The following is a 23,519-nucleotide window of genomic DNA, read 5'->3' on the forward strand; positions in this document are numbered from 1 at the left end:
CGCATGGCGTCATGCTCGACGACAACGGGCGATTCGCCGTGCGCCAGCGACACTGTCGGCCCGGCTGCAGGCCCGTTGTTGCGGCCCTCGATCTGCCGGCGAGGTCACACAGTTTTCATTTTGCTGTGGCCCTAGGAGACGGTGGGCGGGCGGACGGAGCAATTGCGGCATGTTGGTATTTCGGCATGGTTTGACTGCGCGGCTGTTGGGTTTCTTGCTTCTCGTGGGCATGGTCGTATCGCCCTGCCGGGCGGGTCCGCAGGACATGCTGGCGTTGATGCAGCGCATTACGTCGCTGGCGAAGGAGGGCCGCTACGGCGAGGCGGTGGGGCTTGCGCGAAAGCTCGTCGGTGAGGCCGAGAAGAGCGCGGGCCGGCAGTCGCCGCTGACGGCAACCACGCTGGTGGTGCTGGGTCAGTCGCTCCAGGCGCAAGGTGAGACGACGGAGGCTGAAGCCGTGCTGCGGCGGGCTCTTGCGATTCGCGAGAAGAGCCTCGGGCCCAATCATCCAGACGTCGCCGCCGTGCTCGGCACGCTCGGCCAGATCGAGCTCGGCCTGAACCGGCTGAGTGAGGCCGAGCGGGATATGTCACGCGCCATCGCCATCAACGAGAGCGTGCTGGGCTCCGACCATCTCACGACGGCCCTTGCGCGCATGCAACTCGGCAATCTCCGTCACCGTCAGATGAAGGAGACCGAGGCGCTCGACATGTTCAGTCGCGCGCTCGTGGTCTTCAGGAAGACTTCGGGGCAGGCTGACATCATGATCCCGGTGACGCTGAACAACATCGCGGAGGTCAATCGCGCGCAAGGCCGGTTGCAGCAGGCCGAAGCGAGTTTCGCCGAAGCGCTCGCGCTTCAGGAGAAGCAGCACGGCGCGGACAGCATCTATCTGACCGCGACGCTGAGCAATCTCGGCGAGCTCCGGCGTGCGCAGGGCCGGCTTCAGGACGCCGAGCAATTGGCCCGGCGGGCTCTGGCCATCAGGGAGAAGACGCTCGGGCCCGATCATTCCGACGTCGCGGCGAGCCTCAACAATCTCGCTTTGGTGTTTTCGCGAGAAGGCCGGGACGCCGAGGCCGAGGGGCTGTTGACGCGGGCGCTCGCCATCCAGGAAAAGGCTTTCGGAGCGGCGCATCCGAACGTGGCGACGGCTCTGAACAATCTTGCCGAGGCCTGGGCCCATCTCAATCGCAAGCAGGAGGCCGAGCAGATCTTGCGCAAATCGCTCGCCATACGCGAGAAGGCGCTCGGTCCCGGGCATCTCGACGTTGCCATCGCTCTCGACAATCTGGTGACCTTGCTGAGCGACGGTGATCGGTACGCCGAGGCTGAGCCGTTCGCGCGCCGCTCGCTTGCGCTGCGCGAAGCCGCCCTCGGCGCCTCTCACCCGCTGGTCGCGAACAGCCTGAACAATCTCGCCGTCATCCTGGACAGCACCGGCCGGGCGCAGGAGGCCGAGCCGCTCCTGAAACGCGCGCTGGATATCCGACTGCACGCGCTCGGCGAGACGCATCCGGACGTCGCCTCTAGCTTGGCCAATCTCGGCGCCCATTTTCTCGATTTGCAGGACTGGCCGCAGGCGCGCGCCGCATTTGCGCGGGCGGTGGCGATCCAGAGCGCTCGCCGCGTCGCGGAGTTCGGTGAAGAGGGTCGCAGCGACCTCAAGGCCCGTGAAGACACCAATCCATATCCGGGATTGATCACCGCCGCCTACAATCTCGCGCGCGCCGCCAGTGACGAGCAGAGGAGCGCCTTGCGATCGCAGGCGTTCGAGGCGGCGCAGTGGATCGGTGACGAGCAGGCCGCGCGCGCGATTACCGCGATGTCGGCCCGCATTGCCGATGGGCGCAATGATCTGGCGGCCCGCGTCCGGGAGCGGCAGGACCTCGGCACGCAGGCGGCGGCGACCGACAAGCTGCTGGTGGCGGCGATCTCGCAAGCCAATGTCGCGCGCGATGCGGCCGCAGAACAGGCGCTTCGTGCCCGGGCCTCGGCCCTCGCGGATCAGATTCGGGAATTGGATCGTATGATCGCCATCCAGTTTCCGGACTATGCGGCGCTGGTGACCAGGACGCCGATCGCGATCGAGGACGTCCAGAGGCAGCTTCGTCCCAATGAGGCGGTGCTGCTGTTTGCGACGACCTCGCGCGCGACGTTCGTCTGGACCGTGACGCGCTCGGATGTGCGCTGGCATGCCGCCGATCTCGGCGAGAGCCAGCTCAAGGAGACCGTCGGCGCGCTGCGCTGTGGTCTCGACGCGGAGGCATGGCTGGACAAGGCATCCATGTGCCCGCAGAAGCTCGGCCGCAATGCTCCACTGGGCGCAGACGAGCCGCTGCCGTTTGACCAGGAGCGCGCCTTTGCGCTTTACCAGGCCCTGCTTGGTCCGGTTGCGCGCGACATCGACGGCAAGGAACTGATCCTGGTGCCGTCGGGCCCACTGGCGACGCTGCCTTTCCAGGTCCTGCTGACGGACAAGCCCGTGACGGGTGGAGACCTCGCGAAGGCCTCCTGGCTGGTCAAGCGATTTGCGACCACGGTCTTGCCGTCCGTCTCGAGCCTCAAGGCCCTGCGCCAGGTCGCCCGCAGGAGCACGGCATCGAAGCCGTTCCTCGGCGTCGGCAATCCCACGCTGGATGGCGATGGCCGCAGCGAGCTTTCGATCTCGCGCGCCACGCTGGCGCGCCAGATCCAGAGCTGCGCCGTCATCCCGACGCAGGCTACCAAGGTCGCACAACGGAGCCTGCGCGCCGTCGACGCGCTGTCGGGTGCCACGGCGGACATTGCGCAGCTCCGGCGCCAGATGCCGCTGCCGGAAACCGCGGTCGAATTATGCGCCGTGGCCGACAGCTTCGCGCCGGTCAAAGGCGATGTCGTGCTCGCCAATGATGCATCCGAGACGAGGATGAAGACGCTCAGCCAGAGCGGCGATCTCGCGAAATACCGCATCCTGCATTTTGCGACGCATGGCGCGCTGGCGGGGCAGGTGCGCGGCTCGATCGAGCCCGGGTTGATCCTGAGCCCGCCGGCGACCGCGACGCAAGCCGATGACGGCTATCTCTCCTCGTCGGAGATTTCGGGCCTCAGGCTCGATGCCGACTGGGTGATCCTGTCGGCGTGCAACACCGCCGGCGGCCAGGCTGCTAATTCCGAGGCCTTCTCCGGTCTCGCGCGAACCTTCTTCTATGCGGGCACGCGTGCGCTGCTGGTCTCGCACTGGGCGGTCAACTCGGATGCCGCGGTTGTCATCACCACCGGCACGATCGATGCCATCAACGCCCATCCCGACATCGGCCGCGCCGAGGCGCTGCGCCGCTCGATCTCCGTCTTGATTGCGAGGGGTGGCGCGAATGCGCATCCCGGCATCTGGGCGCCGTTCGTGCTGGTGGGCAATACCTCGATGTAGCGGCCCGATGGATCAGCGCGTCGGGGCCGGCTTGCGCTCTGCCAGCGCCGTGGCCATCGCCGAGATCAGCGGACGCATGAAATAGGCGTCTTCGGCCGGCGAAACGTCGGTGCGCAGGCCGTGAGCGGCGAGCTCGCCCGACACCGCCGGGCCGACCGACGCGATCAGCGTCCGTTCGAGACCGGCGCGCAGCTTGGCCTCGCTGCCATGCGCCTTTGCCGCCTCGATCAGGCGGCGGACCTGGCCGAGATTGGTCAGTGCGAGCGCATCGATCCGCCCCGCGGCCATGTCGTCGACGGCGGCGACGATGTTAGCATCGGCTGCGCTGGAATCGTAGACATACGGCAGCACCGTATCGATCGCGGCGCCTTGCGCGGCGATCGCGCCGGTCAGCGCGCTGTGGTCCTTGTCCGGATAGAGCTGCAGGCCGAGACGCCGTCCACTGAGGTCGAGCTTGCCCAGCATCTCGATCACGCCGTCGGTGGTCGGTTTCTCCGTGGTCTGCTGCGCCTCCAGACCGACCTCGCGCAGCGCCTTGCCGGGCTTTGGGCCCCGCGTGAATTTCCGCGTCTTGGCGAGCGCCGCAACGAGCGCGGAATCGAGCCCGCGGGCGCGGGCAAGCTTCATGATCCGCCGCAGGCCTTCGCCGGTCATCAGCACGAGGTCGTCAAGCGGCTTTTCGATGGCGCGGCGGATCCAGGCCTCGACCGGGGCCGGGTCCGGCGCATCGTGGATGGCGAACATCGGGCATTGCACGATCTCGGCGCCTTGCTCGGCCAGCAGCTTTGAAAACTGCGCCTCTTCGCGCGTTTCCAGGATCAGGATGCGGGTGCCGTTCAAACGGTCGGCCATGGGGATTCTCCGGTGGTCATTCGCAATCGTCCGTTCATCCTGACTCCGCGGTTGGGATTGGCGCAAGGGCAGGGTCGGTGCTAGAGCAGGGCGCAACTCGCGGATCGTTCCGCTGCACAATCCTTCATCAAGAGCCAAGCCCGTCCATCAACATGCCCGATCATCAATATGTTCTGACCTTGTCCTGTCCGGATCGACCCGGCATCGTCTCGGCGGTGTCGACGTTCCTCGCCCACAACGGACAGAACATTCTCGACGCCCAGCAGTTCGACGACATCGAGACCAAGAAGTTCTTCATGCGCGTCGTGTTCACTGCGGCCGATCTCGCCGTGGAACTGTCGGCACTGCAGACCGGCTTTGCGGCGATCGCCGAGCGGTTCGGCATGGAATGGCAGATGCGCGACCGGGCCGCGCATCGCAAGGTGATGCTGCTGGTGTCGAAGTCCGACCACTGCCTGGTCGACATCCTCTATCGCTGGCGCACCGGCGAATTGCCGATGGTTCCGACTGCGATCGTGTCCAACCATCCGCGCGAGGTCTATGCCGGGCTCGATTTCGGCGGCATCCCGTTTCACCATTTGCCGGTCACCAAGGAAACCAAGCGCGAGCAGGAGGCGCAGGTCCTCGATCTCGTCGCCAAGACCGGCACCGATCTCGTCGTGCTCGCCCGCTACATGCAGATCCTGTCGGACGATCTGTCGGCGAAGCTTTCGGGGCGCTGCATCAACATCCACCACTCGTTCCTGCCGGGCTTCAAGGGCGCAAAGCCGTATCACCAGGCCCATGAGCGTGGCGTCAAGCTGATCGGCGCCACGGCCCATTACGTCACGCGCGATCTCGACGAGGGCCCGATCATCGACCAGGACGTCGAACGCATCAGTCATCGCGACACGCCGGAAGATCTCGTCCGCAAGGGCCGCGACATCGAGCGCCGCGTGCTCGCCCGCGCGATCCGCTACCATCTCGACGATCGCGTCATCCTCAACGGCCGCAAGACCGTGGTGTTCGTCGATTAGCGGATAGTGAGTGGCGAGTAGCGAATAGAAGGGATGGCCATTTCGCCACTCACTATTCGCCATTCGCTCCTTAACGCACCGCGCCAGCCGACGTCGTCGCTGCCGCGCCCTTCTGCGCCTGCTCTTCCTTCTCGCGGTCCGCTGCCGGCAGCAGCCGCTTGCGTTCGCGCTCTTTCATGTAGGCGTCGTATTGCGGGGTGCCCGGACGCGGCGGGGCGTCGGCCGGCAGGCCGCCGGCCCATTGCGGGATGGAGTCGCCCATGCCGGCGGAGAGCCTCTCGTTGACCGTGCCGCAGCCTGCAAGGGTGGAAGCGAGCAGGGCGACTGCAGCGATCGAAAGCGGACGGGTGCGCATGGACATCTTTTGGGTCGTGCCCGATCGGGCCTGGATGCTGAGCGCCGGATGGCGTCAGCGGCAAACCATAGCTCTCAACCAGTAAAATTGGCCTATTCAGCGGTAGGCGAGAATGTATACATGATAGGTATTATAATACGCAAATTTTGACCTTGAAGCCCGCGTTTCAGCTGATACGGTATACATTACGTGCTTACGTTTAGTGGTTTGGGGGCAGCGTAACGAGGGGCCTCACCGCGCAGTCGTGAGATGTCCAGATTCTGCAAGTGAGAGGCGGAATCCTCCATCCACTGCATCCTGCGGCCTCCTTAGAGTGGCGCGTCAACGAGCCATCGCCACCCGGTCAGGGGCTTTTTTGTTGACAGGACCATCTTCTTTGTACAATCGTACAAATCTCTCCCGCCGACGTCGAGAGCGGATCACGCGGCTTGCGCCGAATGGTCGCCCAACGTCCGATTGACAACGGGGTTGCAGAGGACGCCATGTGGCCGCACGGCATGGCTTGTCCGTAAGTAAAGAGCGGCAAGGACCGGGCACTCGGTCCGGCTCACAAGAACGCAGGAATGAAGGGGAGGGACATTTGATGTTCGAACGCAAGATCTTTTCGCGCGCCGCGGCAGCGGCCGCCATCGCAAGCTTCGCGGCCGTCGCGCCGGCCAAGGCCGAGGACACCGTCAAGGTCGGCCTGATCCTGCCGATGACAGGCGGCCAGGCATCGACCGGCAAGCAGATCGAGAACGCGATCAAGCTCTACATGCAGCAGAAGGGCGACACGGTCGCCGGCAAGAAGATCGAGATCATCCTCAAGGACGACGCTGCGATTCCGGACAAGACCAAGACCGCGGCGCAGGAGCTGATCGTCAACGACAAGGTCAACTTCATCGCCGGCTTCGGCGTGACGCCGGCCGCCCTCGCGGCCGCGCCGCTCGCAACGCAGGCCAGGATCCCGGAAGTCGTGATGGCGGCCGGCACCTCGATCATCACCGAGCGTTCGCCCTATATCGTGCGCACCAGCTTCACGCTGGCGCAGTCCTCGACCATCATCGGCGACTGGGCCGTGAAGAACGGCATCAAGAAGGTTGCGACGCTGACCTCGGACTATGCGCCGGGCAATGACGCGCTCAATTTCTTCAAGCAGAACTTCACCGCGGGTGGCGGCGAGGTCGTCGAAGAAGTCAAGACGCCGCTCGCCAATCCCGACTTCGCGCCGTTCCTGCAGCGCATGAAGGACGCCAAGCCCGATGCGATCTTCGTGTTCGTGCCGGCCGGCCAGGGCGGCAACTTCATGAAGCAGTATGCCGAGCGTGGCCTCGACAAGGCCGGCATCAAGGTGATCGGGCCGGGCGACGTCACCGACGATGACCTGCTCAACAACATGGGCGACGCCGTGCTCGGCACGGTCACCGCGCATCTCTACTCCGCGGCGCACCCCTCGCAGATGAACAAGGATTTCGTCGCAGCCTACAAGAAGGCGTTCGGCAATCGTCCGGGCTTCATGGCAGTCAGCGGCTACGACGGCATCCACCTGATCTACGAAGCGCTGAAGAAGACGAATGGCGACACCGACGGCACCAAGCTGGTCGAAGCCATGAAGGGCCAGAAGTGGGAGAGCCCGCGCGGCCCGATCTCGATCGACCCCGAGACCCGCGACATCGTGCAGAACATCTACATCCGCAAGGTCGAGAAGGTTGACGGCGAACTTTACAACGTCGAGTTCGCGACCTTCGAGGCGGTCAAGGATCTCGGCAAGACCAAGAAGTGACGCGCGAAAGCGCGTCGTCCCGGAGCGCGCTTCGCGCGCATCCGGGATCTCGCCCCACTCCAGCGTCGTGCCCGGGCTTGTTCCGGGCATCCACGCAAAGCCCAAGAAGAGAACGGCCAGACAACAACGTGGATGGCCGGGACAAGCCCGGCCATGACGAGACGAGCAACTCCAAGCTGACGCGATGACCTCCATCCTCACCAACCTGTTCGATGGCGTTGCCTACGGCATGCTGCTGTTCGTGCTCGCTTGCGGGCTTGCGGTCACGCTCGGCCTGATGAACTTCGTCAACCTCGCGCACGGCGCCTTCGCCATGGCCGGCGGCTATGTCTGCATGGTGCTCGTCAACCGGATGGGCTGGCCGTTCTTCGCCGCGCTGCCGCTTGCCTTCGTCTCGTCGGCGGCAATCGGCATCGCGCTCGAGCGCACGCTCTACCGCCACCTCTATACGCGCAGCCATCTCGACCAGGTGCTGTTCACCATTGGTCTTACGTTCATGTCGGTCGCCGCCGTCGACTACATCCAGGGATCATCGCGCGTCTTCATCAACCTGCCGGCAGCGCTGCAGGGCCAGTTCGACCTGTTCGGCGTCGGCATCGGCCGCTACCGGCTGATGATCATCGTGATCTGCGGCCTGCTCACCATCGCTCTGCAGATGGTGCTGGCCAAGACGCGCTTCGGCAGCCGGTTGCGCGCCGCGGTCGATGATCCGCGCGCCGCGAGCGGCCTCGGCATCAACGTGCCGCAGGTGTTCGCCTTCACCTTTGCCTTTGGCTGCGGACTCGCCGGTCTCGGCGGTGCGCTGAGCGCCGAGATCCTTGGCCTCGATCCGTATTTCCCGCTGAAGTTCATGATCTACTTCCTGATCGTGGTGACCGTCGGCGGCTCCTCCTCGATAACAGGCCCGTTCCTGGCCTCGCTGCTGCTCGGCATTGGCGACGTCGCCGGCAAATATTACGTGCCGAAGATGGGCCCCTTCGTGATCTACACCATGATGATCGTGATCCTGATCTGGCGCCCGAACGGCCTGTTCGGCCGCACGGCCGCGCGTTGAGTTTGCCGATGAGCGCTGCTTCCGACGTCGGATATCACGCCCAGCGCCAGGCACGCTGGACTTACGGAGAAGCCGCCTTCTGGCTGATCGTGCTGGCCTGTGGCTTCGTCTTTCCCACGCGCTATCTGATCATGACCGACATCCTGCGGCTCGCGTTGTTCGCGATGTCGCTCGATCTCATCCTCGGCTATGCCGGCATTGTCTCGCTCGGCCACGCCGCCTTCTTCGGCGTCGGTGCCTATGCGGCGGGGCTTCTCGCGCTGCACGGGATCATCAACGAGCCCGTGCTCGCGTTGATCGTCGCCGGCCTTGCCGCAATGGTGCTCGGCTTTGCCACCAGCTTCCTTGTGATCCGCGGTGTCGACCTGACGCGCCTGATGGTGACACTCGGCATTGCGTTGCTGCTGGAAGCACTCGCCGAACGCTTCTCCAACATCACCGGTGGCACCGACGGCCTGCAGGGCATCGAGATGCAGCCGATCTTCGGCCAGATTCCGTTCGACATGTTCGGCAAGGCCGGCTTCTTCTATTCGCTGGCTGTCCTGTTCCTGTTGTTCCTGTTCGCCCGCCGCGTCGTGTATTCGCCGTTCGGCCTGTCTCTGCGCGCGATCAAGAACAACCCTCTGCGCGCGGCGGCGATCGGCATCCCCGTCAACCGCCGCCTGATCGCCATCTACACGCTGGCGGCCTTCTATGCCGGCATTGCCGGCGCGCTGTTCACCCAGACCACGGCGATCGCCTCGCTCGACGTCTTCGCCTTCGAACGTTCGGCCGACCTGATGCTGGTGCTGGTCATCGGCGGCACCGGGTATCTTTATGGCGGGCTGATCGGCGCGGTGATCTTCCGCATGCTCCAGGAATTGTTCTCCACCATCACCCCGCAATATTGGCAGTTCTGGATCGGCCTCGTGCTGGTCCTGATCGTGCTGATCGGCCGCCAGCGCCTGCATCGTTGGGTGCTGTATGTGCCCAACCTGGTCATCAGGCAGGTTGTGGGACGTAAAGCGGTCGTTGCCGTGCCGGAGAGCGATTCATGACCATCGCGCTCGAAACCCAAAATCTCGAAAAGCAGTTCGGCGGCCTGCGCGTCACTCGCGATCTGTCCTTGAGGATCGAGCAGGGTGCCCGCCACGCGCTGATCGGTCCGAACGGCGCCGGCAAGACCACGGTGATCAACCAGCTCACCGGCGTACTCAAGCCGAACTCGGGGCGCATCCTGCTCGAAGGCCAGGACATCACCGATCTGCCCGTACACAAGCGCGTGCTGCGCGGCCTGTCGCGTACCTTCCAGATCAACCAGCTCTATCCCGACCTGACCCCGCTCGAAACCATCGGCCTTGCCGTCTCCGAACGTCTCGGCCATGGCGGCGACTGGTGGCGGCGGATGGGGACGCGCAGCGACGTCAACGGCGAGATCGCCGATCTGCTCTCGCGCTTCCACTTGCTCGACGTCATGAACGAGCAGACCCTGACGTTGCCATACGGCAAGCAGCGCCTGCTCGAGATCGCGGTCGCGATTGCGGCCAAGCCCCGCGTGTTGTTGCTCGACGAGCCCGCTGCCGGCGTGCCCGAGAGCGAGCGTCACGATATTCTCGCCGTGGTCGGCGCGCTGCCGCGCGACGTCACCGTGCTCTTGATCGAGCACGACATGGACCTCGTCTTCTCCTTCGCCGACCGCATCTCGGTGCTGGTCTCTGGCGCGCTGCTGACCGAAGGCCCGCCCGAGCAGGTCGCGCGCGATCCGCAGGTCAAGGCGGTCTATCTCGGCGAGGAGGCGGTCAATGTCTGACCTGCTCGCGATCGAGGCATTGCGCGCCGGCTATGGCGAGGCGGTGGTGCTGCCCAACATGTCCTTGCGACTCGCCGAGGGGCAGGTGCTGGCGCTGCTCGGCCGCAACGGCACCGGCAAGACCACGCTGATTAACTCCATCGTCGGCGTCACGCGCCGCTTCTCCGGCTCGGTCGCGCTCGCCGGCACCGACGTCACGAGCCTGCGGCCCGACCAGCGCGCGCGCGCCGGCATCGGCTGGGTGCCGCAGGAGCGCAATATCTTTCGTTCCCTCACGGTCGAGGAGAACATGACCGCGGTGGCGCAGCCTGGCCCCTGGACGGTCGAGAGGGTCTACGAGATGTTCCCGCGGCTGAAGGAGCGGCGGAGTAATTTTGGCAACCAGCTCTCCGGCGGCGAGCAGCAGATGCTGGCGATCGGCCGCGCGCTGACCTTGAACCCGAAAGTGCTGCTGCTTGACGAGCCGACCGAAGGCCTTGCCCCGATCATCGTCGAGGAGCTCTTGAAGGCGATCGGGACCATCACCCGGGCGGGCGGCATCTGTTCGATCATCGTCGAGCAGAATGCCCAAAAGATTCTGGGGCTCGCCGACCGCGTTGTGATATTGGAGCGCGGAACGATCGTCCACGACGCTCCGAGCGCCGCGCTGAAGGCCGACCCTTCGGTCCTGGAACGCCATCTCGGCGTCGCCGGGGCGGCGGCCCACTAAACTAAAATGTCCAGGGAGTAAGACATGCAGCGAACCAAAGCCCCCTTCCGCGCCGACGAGGTCGGCAGCCTCCTGCGTCCGGCCAAGATCAAGGAAGCCCGTAGCCGGCTCGAGAAGGGCGAGATCTCGGCTGACGATCTGCGCAAGATCGAGGACATGGAGATCGAGAAGGTCGTGCACAAGCAAGCCTCGGTCGGCTTGAAGCTCGCGACCGACGGCGAATTCCGCCGCTCCTGGTGGCATTTCGACTTCCTGGCCAAGCTCACGGGATGCGAGCTGTTCCATCCCGACGCCGGCATCCAGTTCGCGGGCGTGCAGACCCGTCACGATGCGGTGCGCGTGATCGACAAGCTCGACTTCCCCGCCGATCACCCGATGCTCGACCACTTCCGCTTCCTGAAGAAGGTCGCCGATCAGGCCCACGTCACCGCCAAGATGACGATCCCGTCGCCCGCGGTGCTGCACTTCCGCGGCGGCCGCAAGTCGATCTCCAAGGACGTCTATCCCGATCTCGAGGCCTTCTACGAGGATCTCGGCAAGACTTATCGCAAAGCCGTCAAGGCGTTCTACGACGCTGGCTGCCGCTACCTGCAGTTCGACGACACCGTGTGGGCATACCTCTGCTCGCAGGAGGAATTGCAGAAGGCGCGCGAGCGCGGCGACAATCCGGACGGCCTGCAGCAGATCTATGCACGCATCATCAACTACGCGCTGGCCGAGAAGCCCGCCGACATGGTGGTGACGACGCATGTGTGTCGCGGCAATTTCCGTTCGACCTGGATTTCCTCGGGCGGCTACGAGCCGGTGGCCGAAACCATGCTCGCCGGCACCAATTACGACGGCTACTTCCTGGAATATGACAGCGATCGTGCCGGCGGCTTCGAGCCGTTGCGCTTCCTGCCCAGGGGCGACAAGGTCGTCGTGGTCGGCGTCATCACCTCGAAGTTCGGCGAGCTCGAGAAGAAGGACGACATCAAGCGCCGCCTCGAGGAAGCCGCCAAGTTCGCGCCGCTGGAGCAGCTCGCGCTCTCCCCGCAATGCGGCTTCGCCTCGACGGAGGAGGGCAACATCCTCTCCGAGGAAGAGCAGTGGGCCAAGCTCAGCCTGGCGGTGGAGATCGCCAAGGAAGTGTGGGGCAATTAAGTCTCGCACTGTCGGTTGCGTAGGTAGAGGCGAGGCCTCTCCACACACTCACTGTCATTCCCCGCGAAGGCGGGGGATCCAGTACGCCGCGGCCGTTCGATAGGCCGCGGCCCTCGCGGAGTACTGGATCGCCCGATCAAAGTCGGGCGACACCGGGCATGTGGCTGATAGCTCCGCGATCCTGACGTCACGACGCAAAAGCCCGCCCTCACTTCTCCGCCAGATACACCTCGCCCAGCAGCGACGAGTTCGACCACGGCACCTGCTTGTTCTTCGTGGACGAGACCACCTCCGCTCGCACCCGCGTCAGCATCTGCTGCACCTCCAGCCCTGGCGTGCCGATATGGCGGGACAACGCGGCGGAGAACGGTGAGTTGGCGCCTTCGCCGTCGAGTGCGACCTGGCCCGGCGCGGTCGCGAAGGCGATCAGCGTGCCGGCTCCCAATGTCGCGCCGCTGCCGAGGCTGGTCGGTGCTGCGAGACCGGAGGCGCCTTCGATGCCGCGATTGGCGCCGGCGCTCGCTACCTGCTGTGCCATCGGATTGTTGCGGCAGGCATCGAAGATCAAAATGTTGGTGCGCACCTGGTCGTCGAGGCCGGCCATGATCGTGTCCATGTCGATCATCGCGTCCGTCATGGCCGTGCCCGGCTTGAGCGCGACGTCGACTGGAATGAGATAGTTGTGGCCGTCGACCTGCACGCCATGGCCGGCATAATAGACCACCGCGACCTGCGCCCGGGCCGCCTCGCGCAGGAAGTCGCGCGTCATCTTCTGCATCGCGGGACGGTCCAGATCGATACCCTCCGACACGGTGAAGCCGATGTCGCGCAGGCTCCTGGCGACGGCGCGCGCGTCGTTGGCGGGATTGGGCAGCGCCTTGACATGCGCATAGGCGCCATTGCCGATGATCAGCGCCATGCGGGCGCCGCGAATGGCCGGAGTGGGCGAGGCGGCCGGTGCCGCGCCGGTCTGCTGCGCGGCAGGAGTCATCGCCGGTTGCGGCGTCGGTGAGGGCGCATCGCGCGGGATCGGGGCGCTCGCGTCCGTCACCAGCGACAGCCGCACCTTGGCGGTGGCCTGGTTGGCCTTGCTGCCGGCGTCGGACGCCACGATCGCCAGCGTCGCGTTGTAGTCGTCCCGCGCGCGGGCGTAGTCACCCTTGGCTTCATAGGCCAGCGCGCGGTGTGTGTAGCCTGAGATCAGCACGCTGTTCGGCGGCGTCATGATGTTGGCCGGCAACTTGTCCCTGGCGAGCCGGATCGCCTCGCTGCCATCGGCGATGGCGCGATCGAGATCGCCCTTGGCGCGCCAGATCGCGGTGCGGTTGATCAGCGGCTGCGGCAGCGACGGATCAAGCCGGATCGCCTGGTTGATGTCGGCGAGCGCACCGTCGAGATCGCCGAGTGCCTGCTTCGAGATGCCGCGGTTCTGGAACGAGAACGCCGATTTCGGATCGGCCTTGATCGCCATGTCGTAGTCAGCAATGGCCTTGGCGTAGTCGTGCTTGCCACGCCAGGCGTTGCCGCGATTGTGGAAGATGGTGCCGCTGGGCGGTCCGAGCTTCAGCGCGTCGTCGAAATCGCTGATCGCGATCTCGTAGTCGCCCTTGTCGTAATAGGCCGACCCCCTGAGATTGTAGGTTGCCTGGCTCGGATGGAGCCGGATCGCTTCGGTGGCGTCCGTGATGACCTTGGAATAGTCGCCCTTCTTGTTCCAGGCGACCGCACGCCAGAAATGGATCGTCGCCAGCTGCTCGCCCCGAAACACCTTCAGCGCGACGATCTTGTTGCAGGCATCGATCATCTTGTTCGCCGGCGTCGTGTCGGTGGTGCAGAGCGGCCCAAGCTGGTTGCGCGCCTGCGCGCCCGCGGGCGCGGACCACAGGAATGCTGTGAGGAGAGTGAGCGCGACGAGCAGGCGGCGCATGGCGATGGCTCCGTCAGAGGAGAAGCGCCTGTTTGTTGCCCGGCGGGCCGGCGGGGTTCATCCGCCCGGGTGCGCGAACAGGACGGGGAAGCCCAGATCCGCTATTCCCTCGGTGGGCAGAGTTTGCTAGGGAATGCGTCCCACTCCGTCTGCCCACCGCATCCCATCCATGAAGAACGACGAAATCCTGAGCCAGATCACGGAGTTCTGCCGCACGGCGGACATGGCGGAATCGACGTTCGGCCGGCGCGCGGTGAACGATGGCAAGCTGGTGCATCGCCTGCGCGAGGGCAAGCGCATCACCATCGACACGCTGGAGCGGATCCAGGCCTATATTGCGGCATCGACGACCGGTGGCCTGCCGCCGCCGCGGGGGCTTCAGGTGCCCCCGGAAAAGCGGGATCCGCGCGGCAATTTCCGCTTCTTCGAAAACCGGCAGAAATACCTGCTGTTCGTCCACACCTGCAGCGAGAAACGGGTGGTCGCGGACCGGGTGGCGCTGGAGCTCGCCTCGATCCATCCGCGCCCGCCGGCCCTGCGCATCTTCGACGCCGGCGTCGGCGACGGCACGGTGCTGGCGCGGGTGCTGCGCGCCACGCACCAGCGCTATCCTCACATGCCGTTCTACGTCGCCGGCAAGGAGCTCAGCCTCGAGGACCTGCGCCTGACGCTGGAGAAGGTGCCGGACCGCATTTTCGAGCATCCGGCGTCGGTGTTCGTCTTCACCAACATGTTCTACTCGGAAGCGCCCTGGCTCACGCCGGCATCGCCCGCGGCGGCGGCAGCGACCGTCTGGCACGAGGTCCCGCTGCGGGGCGCCTCGTCGGGCGTGTTCGAGCAGCAGATCGCAGAGCTTCGGCCCTTCCTGGAGCAGAACTGGCGCGCCGCGATCAGCCCGCGCACCGCCATGCCGCTGTACGAGCGGCCCGTCGTTCTGGTGCTGTATCGCGAGGATCACAGGTTCCTGCTGGATTCAACCATTCCACGACCGGGCCAGACCGAAGCCAATTTCGACCTCGTCATCGCGTCCCAGCCCTACCGCGCTTTGTCCTCGGTCAACTTCCGGGCCAAGCGGATCATCGCACCGCTGGCGCGGGCACTGCGGCCGGGCGGGCGGCTGATCGGGATCCACTCCCATGGCCAGGATCCAGGCATGGAAATGATCCAGGCGATCTGGCCCGGAGAAAATCCTTTCGCGGTGAGCCGTCATGAGCTATTGCGCGCCGTTAAGTATGAACTGGGATCGGTGGGCCGCGACTTAAATTTTAATGCATATGCGGATAACCGCTCGATCTTCAGGTATGATATGGAAGCGCTGCCCAACGAGGTGACCGGGACGATCGGAACCTCGACGGCCTTTGCAGCGTGGAATGCGGCGGTGTATGTCGCTCAGATTGAGGACGACCGGTTGACGGAAATGACTCAAAACGGCCGCACTCTGGATGCCGCCAGGGACGTGCTGCGAAAGTACAATGGGCTCTGGTTTCTCGACGAATCCTACGTCATCTCGCGCCGGCGTGATTGACATCTCCACAGGTAAACATCGCAAACGCCCGCCGGCTTAGCGGCGGAACAAGGGGTTACTGATGCGCGCGTCCTATCTCTTTACCAGCGAGTCCGTGTCCGAGGGTCATCCGGACAAGGTCTGCGACCGCATTTCCGACGAGATCGTCGATCTGTTCTACCGCGAAGGGCCGAAGGCCGGCATCGACCCCTGGCAGATCCGCGCCGCCTGCGAGACGCTCGCAACCACCAACAAGGTGGTGATCGCCGGCGAGACCCGCGGTCCGAAGTCGGTGACCAACGAGCAGATCGAAGGCGTCGTCCGCGGTGCGATCAAGGACATCGGCTACGAGCAGGAAGGCTTCCACTGGAAGACCTGCGACATCGAGATCCTGCTGCATCCGCAGTCGGCGGACATCGCCCAGGGCGTCGATGCGCTGCAGCCGGGCGAGGTCAAGGAAGAGGGCGCGGGCGACCAGGGCATCATGTTCGGTTACGCCACCAACGAGACGCCCGATCTGATGCCGGCGCCGATCTTCTACGCCCACAAGATCCTCCGCCTGATCTCCGAAGCGCGCCACTCCGGTAAGGAGAAGGTGCTCGGACCGGACTCCAAGAGCCAGGTCACCGTGCAGTACGAGAACGGCAAGCCGGTCGGCGTGCGCGAGATCGTGGTCTCGCACCAGCATCTGGTCGAGGACATCTCGTCCAAGCAGATCCGCGAGATCGTCGAGCCCTATGTGCGCGAGGCGCTGCCGAAGGACTGGATCACGCCGAAGACGATCTGGCACATCAACCCGACCGGCAAGTTCTTCATCGGCGGTCCCGACGGCGATTCCGGCCTGACTGGCCGCAAGATCATCGTCGACACCTATGGTGGCGCGGCCCCGCATGGCGGCGGCGCGTTCTCCGGCAAGGATCCGACCAAGGTCGACCGCTCGGCGGCTTATGCCGCGCGTTACGTCGCCAAGAACATCGTTGCCGCCGGCCTTGCCGACCGCTGCACGCTGCAGCTCGCCTACGCCATCGGCGTGGCCCGCCCGCTGTCGATCTACATCGATACCCACGGCACCGGTAAGGTGCCGGAGGAGCAGCTCGAGAAGGCCGCGGCGCAGGCGATGGATCTGACGCCCCGCGGCATCCGCACCCATCTCGACCTCAACCGTCCGATCTACGCGCGCACCTCGGCCTATGGCCATTTCGGCCGCACGCCCGACAATGAGGGTGGCTTCTCCTGGGAGAAGACCGACCTCGTCGAGCAGCTCAAGCGCGCGCTCTAAGTCACTTGCGTCATTCCGGGGCGCCGCGACGGCGGCGAGCCCGGAATGACGAGCCAAACAGACAGGAACCCCCTATGAACGCGAAGCCCGGCTTCACCGATTACATCGTCAAGGACATTTCGCTCGCCGATTTCGGCCGCAAGGAGCTCTCGCTGGCCGAGACCGAGATGCCCGGCCTGATGGCCACCCGCGAGGAGTACGGCCCGAAGCAGCCGCTGAAGGGCGCGCGCATCGCCGGCTCGCTGCACATGACGATCCAGACCGGCGTGCTGATCGAGACGCTGGCCGCGCTCGGCGCCGACATTCGCTGGGTCTCCTGCAACATCTATTCGACGCAGGACCATGCTGCCGCCGCGATCGCGGCCGCCGGCATTCCAGTCTTCGCTGTCAAGGGCGAGACGCTGACCGAATACTGGGACTACACCGCAAAGCTGTTCGACTGGCACGGCGGCGGTCACCCGAACATGATCCTCGACGACGGCGGCGACGCCACCATGTACGTCCATCTCGGTCTGCGCGCCGAGAAGGGCGATACCGCCTTCCTCGACAAGCCCGGTTCGGAAGAAGAGGAAGTCTTCTTCGCGCTGCTGAAGAAGCAGCTCAAGGAGAAGCCGAAGGGCTACTTCGCCGCGATTGCCGAGAGCATCAAGGGCGTGTCCGAAGAGACCACGACGGGCGTGCACCGTCTCTACGACATGCAGAAGGCGGGCACGCTGCTGTGGCCGGCGATCAACGTCAACGACAGCGTCACCAAGTCGAAGTTCGACAACCTCTATGGTTGCCGTGAATCGCTGGTCGACGGCATCCGCCGCGGCACCGACGTGATGATGTCGGGCAAGGTCGCGATGGTCGCCGGCTTCGGCGACGTCGGCAAGGGCTCGGCCGCATCGCTGCGCCAGGCCGGTTGCCGCGTGATGGTGTCGGAAGTCGATCCGATCTGCGCGCTGCAGGCGGCGATGGAAGGCTACGAGGTCGTGACCATGGAAGACGCCGCGCCCCGCGCCGACATCTTCGTCACCGCGACCGGCAACAAGGACATCATCACCATCGAGCACATGCGCGCGATGAAGGATCGTGCCATCGTCTGCAACATCGGCCACTTCGACAACGAGATCCAGATCGCGGGTCTGCGTAACCTGAAGTGGACCAACATCAAGCCGCAGGTCGACGAGATTGAATTCCCCGACAAGCACCGCATCATCATGCTGTCGGAAGGCCGCCTCGTGAACCTCGGCAACGCGATGGGCCATCCGTCCTTCGTGATGTCGGCGTCGTTCACCAACCAGACGCTGGCGCAGATCGAGCTGTTCGCCAACAACAAGGACGGCAAGTACAAGAAGGAAGTCTACGTGCTGCCCAAGACCCTCGACGAGAAGGTCGCCCGCCTGCACCTCGCCAAGATCGGCGTCAAGCTCACCGAGCTCCGCAAGGACCAGGCCGACTACATCGGCGTCAAGCAGGAAGGTCCGTACAAGTCGGATCATTACCGCTACTGAGACGCAGCGTCCTGAACGCTGACGAGACTGAAATCGTCGAATCGACAATGGCCGGGCGCAAGCCCGGCCATTGCTCTATGCGGGGCCCGCAGGCGGCAAGCCGGTCAAGATTGCTTCTTTTGGTCGGGCCCGGTGCCACGCAATTGCACGAATTTTTGCAGCGTATCGAACCAGAATGGCGCGCCGAACAGCGCGGCGATCGCGCTGATGAGCCATCCCGGGATGACGAAGGCCCAGTTCAGGCCCGTGAAGAAATTGCCAAGGGCGCCGTTGCTTCAGCCGAAAGGCAGCTTAAGCTGTTCCAATTGCGCAAGTGCCTGTTGCGCAGTCGCGCCAGGCTGAGGCGAAATACCCTTGAGCAACATCGGCTGATCCCAGAGCGTCGCGGCAATCTTGACCGTGTCGATATTCAACGCGACCGCGACAACGAAAGCGATGATGAGCGACCATAGTTGTGTCTTGCGCTTGTACGAGCCCGAGACCCGCTCCATGCTTTGATCGAACCAGGAGGCGATCTCATCGCGAACCTGACTGAAATTGCCGTTCGTGCGGTCGACGATTCCGTTGAGAACGTCCTTCAGTTGCTGATCCTGAACCGTGCTTATGCTCGCTTTCAGCTCGGTGAGCGTCTGGGCGGGGTTGAGGTTGACCACGTCGGTCAGGGCGGACGCAAACAGCTTCGGATCGATGTAGGACGGCTTGATCGGCGGACTGGTGCCAGCGGTTGCAGTGCCACTCGAAAGACTGTTCACCAGGCCGTGGTTGTAGATGTCCACTGCCAGCCCAGTGAAGTTCTGATCGTTCAAGAGTTTCTTGACGCCTTCGAACAGTGTGTTCGCCCGCCAGGACATGGCCGAGGACAGTGCCTCCGTGACCGTACTGGCGATCAGGCTGACGGTCAGAAAAGTGAAAATCAGGCCGATCGCGATATCCAACACGTTGCTGCCAAACATGAAGCCCCCCACCAGATTATGAATTGAAAATCAAAGACTGTGTGTAGGCAAAAGACCACCTATAGTAGTCGGCGCTACGGGACCGTCAACACTGCCTTCCCTTGCGTGGCTGCGCTATTATGTCATCTGATGTGCTATCGGCGCCGTCGAGGAGAAACGTCATGGCAAACCATTTCGACGTGCTGATCGTCGGTGCCGGCCTGTCCGGCATCGGCGCGGGCTATCATCTCCAGACCAAATGCCCGGGCAAAAGCTACGTCATTCTGGAGGGCCGCGACTGCATCGGCGGCACCTGGGACCTCTTCCGCTATCCCGGCATCCGCTCCGACAGCGACATGTTCACGCTCGGCTATTCCTTCAAGCCGTGGACCGATCCGAAGGCGATCGCGGACGGGCCGCAGATCCTGAACTATGTGCGCGAGACCGCGACCGAGAACGGCATCGACAAGCACATCCGCTTCCGCCATCGCGTCAAGCGCGCATCGTGGTCGACGCCGGACGCGCGCTGGACGGTGGAAGCCGAGCGCATCACGGGCGAGGGCGCGAGCGAGCTCGTGCGCTTCACCTGCAATTTCCTGTTCATGTGCTCGGGCTATTACAAATACGAGGCGGGCTATACGCCGGAGTTCAAGGGCGCCAGTGATTTCGCCGGCCGCATCGTGCATCCGCAGAAATGGACCGAGGACATCGACTATGCGGGAAAACGCGTCGTCGTGATCGGTTCGGGCGCCACCGCGGTGACGCTGGTGCCGGAGCTCGCCAAGAAGGCCGCGCAGGTCACCATGCTGCAGCGCTCGCCGACCTATGTGGTGTCGCGGCCGGCGCAGGATCCCGTCGCCGACAAATTGCGCCGCAATCTGCCGGCGCGGCTGGCCTATCATTTGATCCGCTGGCGCAACGTGATGTGGGGGATGTTCTTCTTCCAGCTCAGCCGGCGACGGCCGGACAAGGTGAAGAACCTGATCCTCGGTGGCGTCCGGATGGCGCTCGGCCCCGACTACGATGTCGCGACCCATTTCACGCCGCGCTACAATCCCTGGGACCAGCGGCTGTGCCTCGTGCCCGATGGCGACCTCTTCAAGGCGATCCGCGAGCAGCGCGCCAGCGTCGTGACCAACGAGATCGACACGTTCACGCATGACGGCATCCGCCTGAAGGACGGAAGCGAGCTTGCGGCCGACATCATCGTGACCGCGACCGGGCTGGTGCTCCAGGTCGTCGGCGGCCTCGAGGTCAGTGTCGACGGCCGGGTCGTCGATTTCGCCAAGACGTTGACCTACAAGGGCATGATGTATGCCGACGTGCCGAACATGGCCTCGGCCTTCGGCTACACCAACGCGTCCTGGACGCTGAAATGCGATCTCACCTGCGAATATGTCTGCCGTCTCATCAACTACATGGACCGGCACAATTTCCGCCAGTGCATGCCGCACAATGACGACCCCGCCATCACCGCGCAGCCTTCGCTCGATTTCACCTCGGGCTATGTGCAGCGCTCGGTGGCCAAGATGCCGAAGCAGGGCTCCAAGCAGCCGTGGCGGCTGTATCAGAACTACGCGCTCGACATCGTCACCTTGCGCTTCGGCCGCATCGACGATGGCGTGATGCGATACTCCTGACGGCTGTGACCCGGACGGTTAACGCCGGATTTACGGATCAGTCCTAGCCTGTCTCGGCCGGGGTTACTCGCAAGGCCGAGGTAAGCCCAATGGAAGCCCAGAGAATCGCAGTCGACGCCGTCGTCGCGCTGACCGATTGCGACCGCGACGCCGTCGTCGCCTTCATCCGCCGTCTCTATCAGGCTGGCGTCACCGACCCCAAGCGCCTGACCTTCAAGGGCCTCCAGGCGCTGTCCCGGACCTGATTTGGCTCGATCGGCCGACGCCAGGTTCCTTCGTCCGCTCTCTCCAGTGTGAACGCAACCCAACGGTGAGCATCTTGTCGCGCCCGTTCGGCCGGAGTAGATGACGTCCCGGCTGGGTTCACTGGGGAACGGGGAAATGTTGAAACAGCTTTTTGCGCCGCAACTCGTCATTCTTTATGTGCTTGCGGCCTCGACGATTTACGTCCACTTCCGCGGCAAGCAGCGGCTGCGCTTTGCGCGCCAGCTCGGCGATCACTCGACCTATCTGGCACCCTACAATGTGCTGATGTATGCGGGCTCGGCGGTGCCGAACAAGCCGGTGATCTCGGTCGGGCAGTTTCCGGAGCTGAAGCCGCTGAGCGAGAATTGGGAGACCATCCGCGACGAGGCCGTGCGCCTGTTCGACGAGGGTTTCATTCGCGCCGCCGCCAAGAATAACGACTGGGGCTTCTATTCGTTCTTCAAGAGCGGCTGGAAGCGGTTTTACCTGAAATGGTATGATGACTTCCTGCCCTCGGCGAACACGCTGTGCCCGAAGACGGTGGAGCTGCTCAAGTCGATCCCGAGCGTGCATGGCGCGATGTTCGCGATGCTGCCGCCGGGCGGCAAGCTCGGCGCGCACCGCGATCCCTTCGCCGGCTCGCTGCGCTATCACCTTGGCCTGGTCACGCCGAACTCGAACAAGTGCCGCATCCTGGTCGACGGCGTCGAATGCGTCTGGCGCGACGGCGAGGCCTTCATGTTCGACGAGACCTTCATCCACAGCGCCGAGAATGCGACCGACGTCAATCGCATCATCCTATTCTGCGACGTCGAGCGCCCGATGAAGTTCGGCTTCATGACCGCGATCAACCGCTGGGTCAGCCATCACATCGTCAAGGCGTCGGCGACCCAGAACGTCGAGGGTGAGAATGTCGGCGTGCTCAACAAGGTGTTCGGCAAGCTCTACGAGATCCATCTTGCGAGCCGCAAGGTCAAGGAGTGGAACCGCAACGTCTACTACACGCTGAAATACTCGCTGACGGCGCTGATCCTCGGCCTCATCGTATATTCGGCACTGAATTGAAACGCTGCAGGAGGGCGGATCAGCATAGCTTGGTTCGCCCTTGCATCGTGCCGATATGGAGTTCTTTGCCTATCCTGCCGTGATCGCCTGATCTCGATCGGCATTGTCTAATGATGGTGCTTGTGCCCTGCGTGGCTGTCGGGACGCTGATAGCCCCGTAACTCTGCATAGCGCTGCATCTGGCTCTGATCGAGCAAGGCAGCGGTCGACAAATGATATTTGAGGTGGCTCTCGCGGAGCTGCCCTTGCGTCTCGGCAATGGCTCCGATGCTCGCCTTGAGCGTTTCCGATGTGACCGCACGGGAGGCGAAAAGGTCTTCCAGCGCTCTTTCTTGTTCGACGAGCTTGTTACCCAGCGGAACGGTTTCATGTTTCATGGCATCGAACAACCGCCGGACCTCGGCGCGTTGATCGGCGGTCAAGGCGAGGCGATCGCCGAGCTCGAGCACGTGGCTGGGACCGGGATATCCATTAAGCTCCGCGGCAAGAGCCAGGCCCATGCCACGTCCGGCGCGAAGATCGTCGATCTGCTGCTGCGACAGCGTCTTGATGGAGCGCCCTTCCAGACCGGCATAGGGTTGGCTGGACTGTGCGCTGGCTGCGCTGCCGGTGAGGAGGAGAGCGGCAGCAAGCAGAAGGAGGCGGTTCATGACTCTGGCTCCATCAAATCGAGCCAGCCGATGTCGAAGCATCAGAGCCGGCTGCGAGTTACCCCTATCGCGATCGAGTGATCCCGGAGCTAAATCTTGCTGGATGGCCCGGCTCATGGCAACAAAGATTGCCGTGATTGAGTTGTCGAATGTGGAGCAGGTGATGGCCTCCTTGCCGACCGCGAATACCGAGATCGTGCAATTCTTCCGCGGCTGGCTTGAGACCTTCGCCGGCTATGTCCGCGAGGTCGACTACGCCTCGGCGCGGCCGCTTTTTCATCCGGACGTGCTGGCCTTCGGCACGCACAACGATGTCATCCCCGGCCTCGATCAATGGGTCTCGACGCAGTGGGACAATGTCTGGCCGAAGACGGCCGACTTCCGTTTCGTGCTCGACCAGACCTCGATCCTGGCATCGCCCGACGGCACGATGGCCACGGTGATCGCGCCGTGGACAAGCACGGGCTATCATCCCGATGGCAACCCATTTCCGCGCCCGGGCCGGGCGACGATGGTGTTTTCAAGAGAGGGCGATAATTGGCTGTGCGTGCATTCGCACATGTCGCTCAACCGCGGTGTGCCGCAGGCAAGCTATGCCAACCGGCCGGTGAAGGCCTGGTAGCGTGTAAGACGGACTAGCGCAGCGTAATCCGCCTTACAGTCGAACAGCAATCGGCGTTACCGATGGCCG

The 23,519-nt window shown here is 64.1% G+C and carries 20 protein-coding genes; 15 read left to right on the top strand and 5 right to left on the bottom strand.

Features of this window, described 5'->3' with window-relative positions:
- Nucleotides 1-277: 277 nt before the first annotated feature.
- Nucleotides 278-3,409: a CHAT domain-containing tetratricopeptide repeat protein gene (locus RPS27_RS23820; RefSeq protein WP_313754624.1), complete on the top strand. Its 3,132-nt coding sequence runs from the start codon at nucleotides 278-280 to the stop codon at nucleotides 3,407-3,409.
- Between the two features lie 12 nt (nucleotides 3,410-3,421).
- Here RPS27_RS23820 and RPS27_RS23825 read toward each other — a convergent pair whose 3' ends face one another.
- Nucleotides 3,422-4,261 carry a uroporphyrinogen-III synthase gene (locus RPS27_RS23825; protein WP_313754625.1) on the bottom strand — a complete coding sequence of 280 codons (840 nt, stop codon included), beginning with the start codon at nucleotides 4,259-4,261 and terminating at the stop codon, nucleotides 3,422-3,424.
- A gap of 152 nt (nucleotides 4,262-4,413) precedes the next feature.
- Between RPS27_RS23825 and purU the strand changes: the two genes are divergently transcribed.
- Nucleotides 4,414-5,277: a formyltetrahydrofolate deformylase gene (purU, locus tag RPS27_RS23830; RefSeq protein ID WP_313754626.1), complete on the top strand. Its 864-nt coding sequence runs from the start codon at nucleotides 4,414-4,416 to the stop codon at nucleotides 5,275-5,277.
- A gap of 70 nt (nucleotides 5,278-5,347) precedes the next feature.
- Here purU and RPS27_RS23835 read toward each other — a convergent pair whose 3' ends face one another.
- Nucleotides 5,348-5,638 (bottom strand): hypothetical protein, encoded by a 291-nt coding sequence (locus RPS27_RS23835; protein WP_313754627.1) that lies wholly within the window; start codon nucleotides 5,636-5,638, stop codon nucleotides 5,348-5,350.
- Nucleotides 5,639-6,215: 577 nt separating this feature from the next.
- Here RPS27_RS23835 and RPS27_RS23840 point away from each other — a divergent pair.
- From RPS27_RS23840 to RPS27_RS23865, 6 genes are all read left to right on the top strand, one after another.
- Nucleotides 6,216-7,394, top strand: coding sequence for an ABC transporter substrate-binding protein (locus tag RPS27_RS23840; RefSeq protein WP_313754628.1), 1,179 nt, complete (start codon nucleotides 6,216-6,218; stop codon nucleotides 7,392-7,394).
- A gap of 184 nt (nucleotides 7,395-7,578) precedes the next feature.
- On the top strand, nucleotides 7,579-8,448 hold the full coding sequence (locus RPS27_RS23845) for a branched-chain amino acid ABC transporter permease (RefSeq protein ID WP_028143352.1): 870 nt from the start codon (nucleotides 7,579-7,581) through the stop codon (nucleotides 8,446-8,448).
- 8 nt (nucleotides 8,449-8,456) lie between these two features.
- The gene (locus RPS27_RS23850) at nucleotides 8,457-9,485 is read left to right on the top strand and encodes a branched-chain amino acid ABC transporter permease (RefSeq protein WP_313754629.1); all 1,029 of its coding nucleotides are present in this window, start codon (nucleotides 8,457-8,459) and stop codon (nucleotides 9,483-9,485) included.
- Nucleotides 9,482-10,237, top strand: a complete 756-nt coding sequence (locus tag RPS27_RS23855) for an ABC transporter ATP-binding protein (protein WP_313754630.1) — start codon at nucleotides 9,482-9,484, stop codon at nucleotides 10,235-10,237. Before RPS27_RS23850 ends, RPS27_RS23855 begins: the two co-directional genes overlap by 4 nt.
- Nucleotides 10,230-10,946 (top strand): ABC transporter ATP-binding protein, encoded by a 717-nt coding sequence (locus RPS27_RS23860; protein ID WP_194403340.1) that lies wholly within the window; start codon nucleotides 10,230-10,232, stop codon nucleotides 10,944-10,946. The genes RPS27_RS23855 and RPS27_RS23860 overlap by 8 nt, the downstream gene beginning before the upstream one ends.
- 24 nt (nucleotides 10,947-10,970) lie before the next feature.
- Complete coding sequence (locus tag RPS27_RS23865) at nucleotides 10,971-12,089, top strand: cobalamin-independent methionine synthase II family protein (RefSeq protein ID WP_313754631.1); 1,119 nt, start codon at nucleotides 10,971-10,973, stop codon at nucleotides 12,087-12,089.
- Nucleotides 12,090-12,297: 208 nt separating this feature from the next.
- On the opposite strand, the gene RPS27_RS23870 is transcribed toward RPS27_RS23865, so the two are convergent.
- On the bottom strand, nucleotides 12,298-14,016 hold the full coding sequence (locus RPS27_RS23870) for a caspase family protein (RefSeq protein WP_313754632.1): 1,719 nt from the start codon (nucleotides 14,014-14,016) through the stop codon (nucleotides 12,298-12,300).
- A 169-nt stretch (nucleotides 14,017-14,185) separates the two neighbouring features.
- Here RPS27_RS23870 and RPS27_RS23875 point away from each other — a divergent pair, with 169 nt between their 5' ends.
- The 3 genes from RPS27_RS23875 (at nucleotide 14,186) to ahcY (ending at nucleotide 18,295) form a co-directional block, all read left to right on the top strand.
- On the top strand, nucleotides 14,186-15,541 hold the full coding sequence (locus RPS27_RS23875; protein WP_313754633.1) for a hypothetical protein: 1,356 nt from the start codon (nucleotides 14,186-14,188) through the stop codon (nucleotides 15,539-15,541).
- A 61-nt stretch (nucleotides 15,542-15,602) separates the two neighbouring features.
- Complete coding sequence (metK, locus tag RPS27_RS23880) at nucleotides 15,603-16,799, top strand: methionine adenosyltransferase (protein WP_313754634.1); 1,197 nt, start codon at nucleotides 15,603-15,605, stop codon at nucleotides 16,797-16,799.
- 74 nt (nucleotides 16,800-16,873) lie between these two features.
- A complete protein-coding gene (gene ahcY, locus RPS27_RS23885; RefSeq protein ID WP_211419808.1) occupies nucleotides 16,874-18,295 on the top strand; it encodes an adenosylhomocysteinase in 1,422 nt (473 codons plus the stop codon).
- A gap of 275 nt (nucleotides 18,296-18,570) precedes the next feature.
- Here ahcY and RPS27_RS23890 read toward each other — a convergent pair whose 3' ends face one another.
- Nucleotides 18,571-19,248, bottom strand: a complete 678-nt coding sequence (locus RPS27_RS23890; protein ID WP_313754635.1) for a hypothetical protein — start codon at nucleotides 19,246-19,248, stop codon at nucleotides 18,571-18,573.
- Nucleotides 19,249-19,409: 161 nt separating this feature from the next.
- On the opposite strand from RPS27_RS23890, the gene RPS27_RS23895 reads away from it, so the two are divergent.
- The 3 genes from RPS27_RS23895 to RPS27_RS23905 all read left to right on the top strand — a co-directional run bounded on the left by RPS27_RS23895 (nucleotide 19,410) and on the right by RPS27_RS23905 (nucleotide 22,178).
- Entirely contained in the window at nucleotides 19,410-20,867 is a 1,458-nt protein-coding gene (locus tag RPS27_RS23895; protein WP_313754636.1) for an NAD(P)/FAD-dependent oxidoreductase, read from the top strand.
- An 89-nt stretch (nucleotides 20,868-20,956) separates the two neighbouring features.
- The gene (locus RPS27_RS23900; protein WP_194403332.1) at nucleotides 20,957-21,112 is read left to right on the top strand and encodes a hypothetical protein; all 156 of its coding nucleotides are present in this window, start codon (nucleotides 20,957-20,959) and stop codon (nucleotides 21,110-21,112) included.
- A 136-nt stretch (nucleotides 21,113-21,248) separates the two neighbouring features.
- The gene (locus tag RPS27_RS23905) at nucleotides 21,249-22,178 is read left to right on the top strand and encodes an aspartyl/asparaginyl beta-hydroxylase domain-containing protein (protein ID WP_313754637.1); all 930 of its coding nucleotides are present in this window, start codon (nucleotides 21,249-21,251) and stop codon (nucleotides 22,176-22,178) included.
- Nucleotides 22,179-22,285: 107 nt separating this feature from the next.
- Here RPS27_RS23905 and RPS27_RS23910 read toward each other — a convergent pair whose 3' ends face one another.
- Nucleotides 22,286-22,828, bottom strand: coding sequence for a periplasmic heavy metal sensor (locus RPS27_RS23910; RefSeq protein ID WP_313754638.1), 543 nt, complete (start codon nucleotides 22,826-22,828; stop codon nucleotides 22,286-22,288).
- Between the two features lie 163 nt (nucleotides 22,829-22,991).
- On the opposite strand from RPS27_RS23910, the gene RPS27_RS23915 reads away from it, so the two are divergent.
- Nucleotides 22,992-23,450, top strand: coding sequence for a YybH family protein (locus tag RPS27_RS23915; protein WP_285812729.1), 459 nt, complete (start codon nucleotides 22,992-22,994; stop codon nucleotides 23,448-23,450).
- Nucleotides 23,451-23,519 lie beyond the last annotated feature (69 nt).

Source organism: Bradyrhizobium sp. WYCCWR 12699 (genome assembly GCF_032144035.1).
Classification (GTDB): Bacteria; Pseudomonadota; Alphaproteobacteria; order Rhizobiales; family Xanthobacteraceae; genus Bradyrhizobium.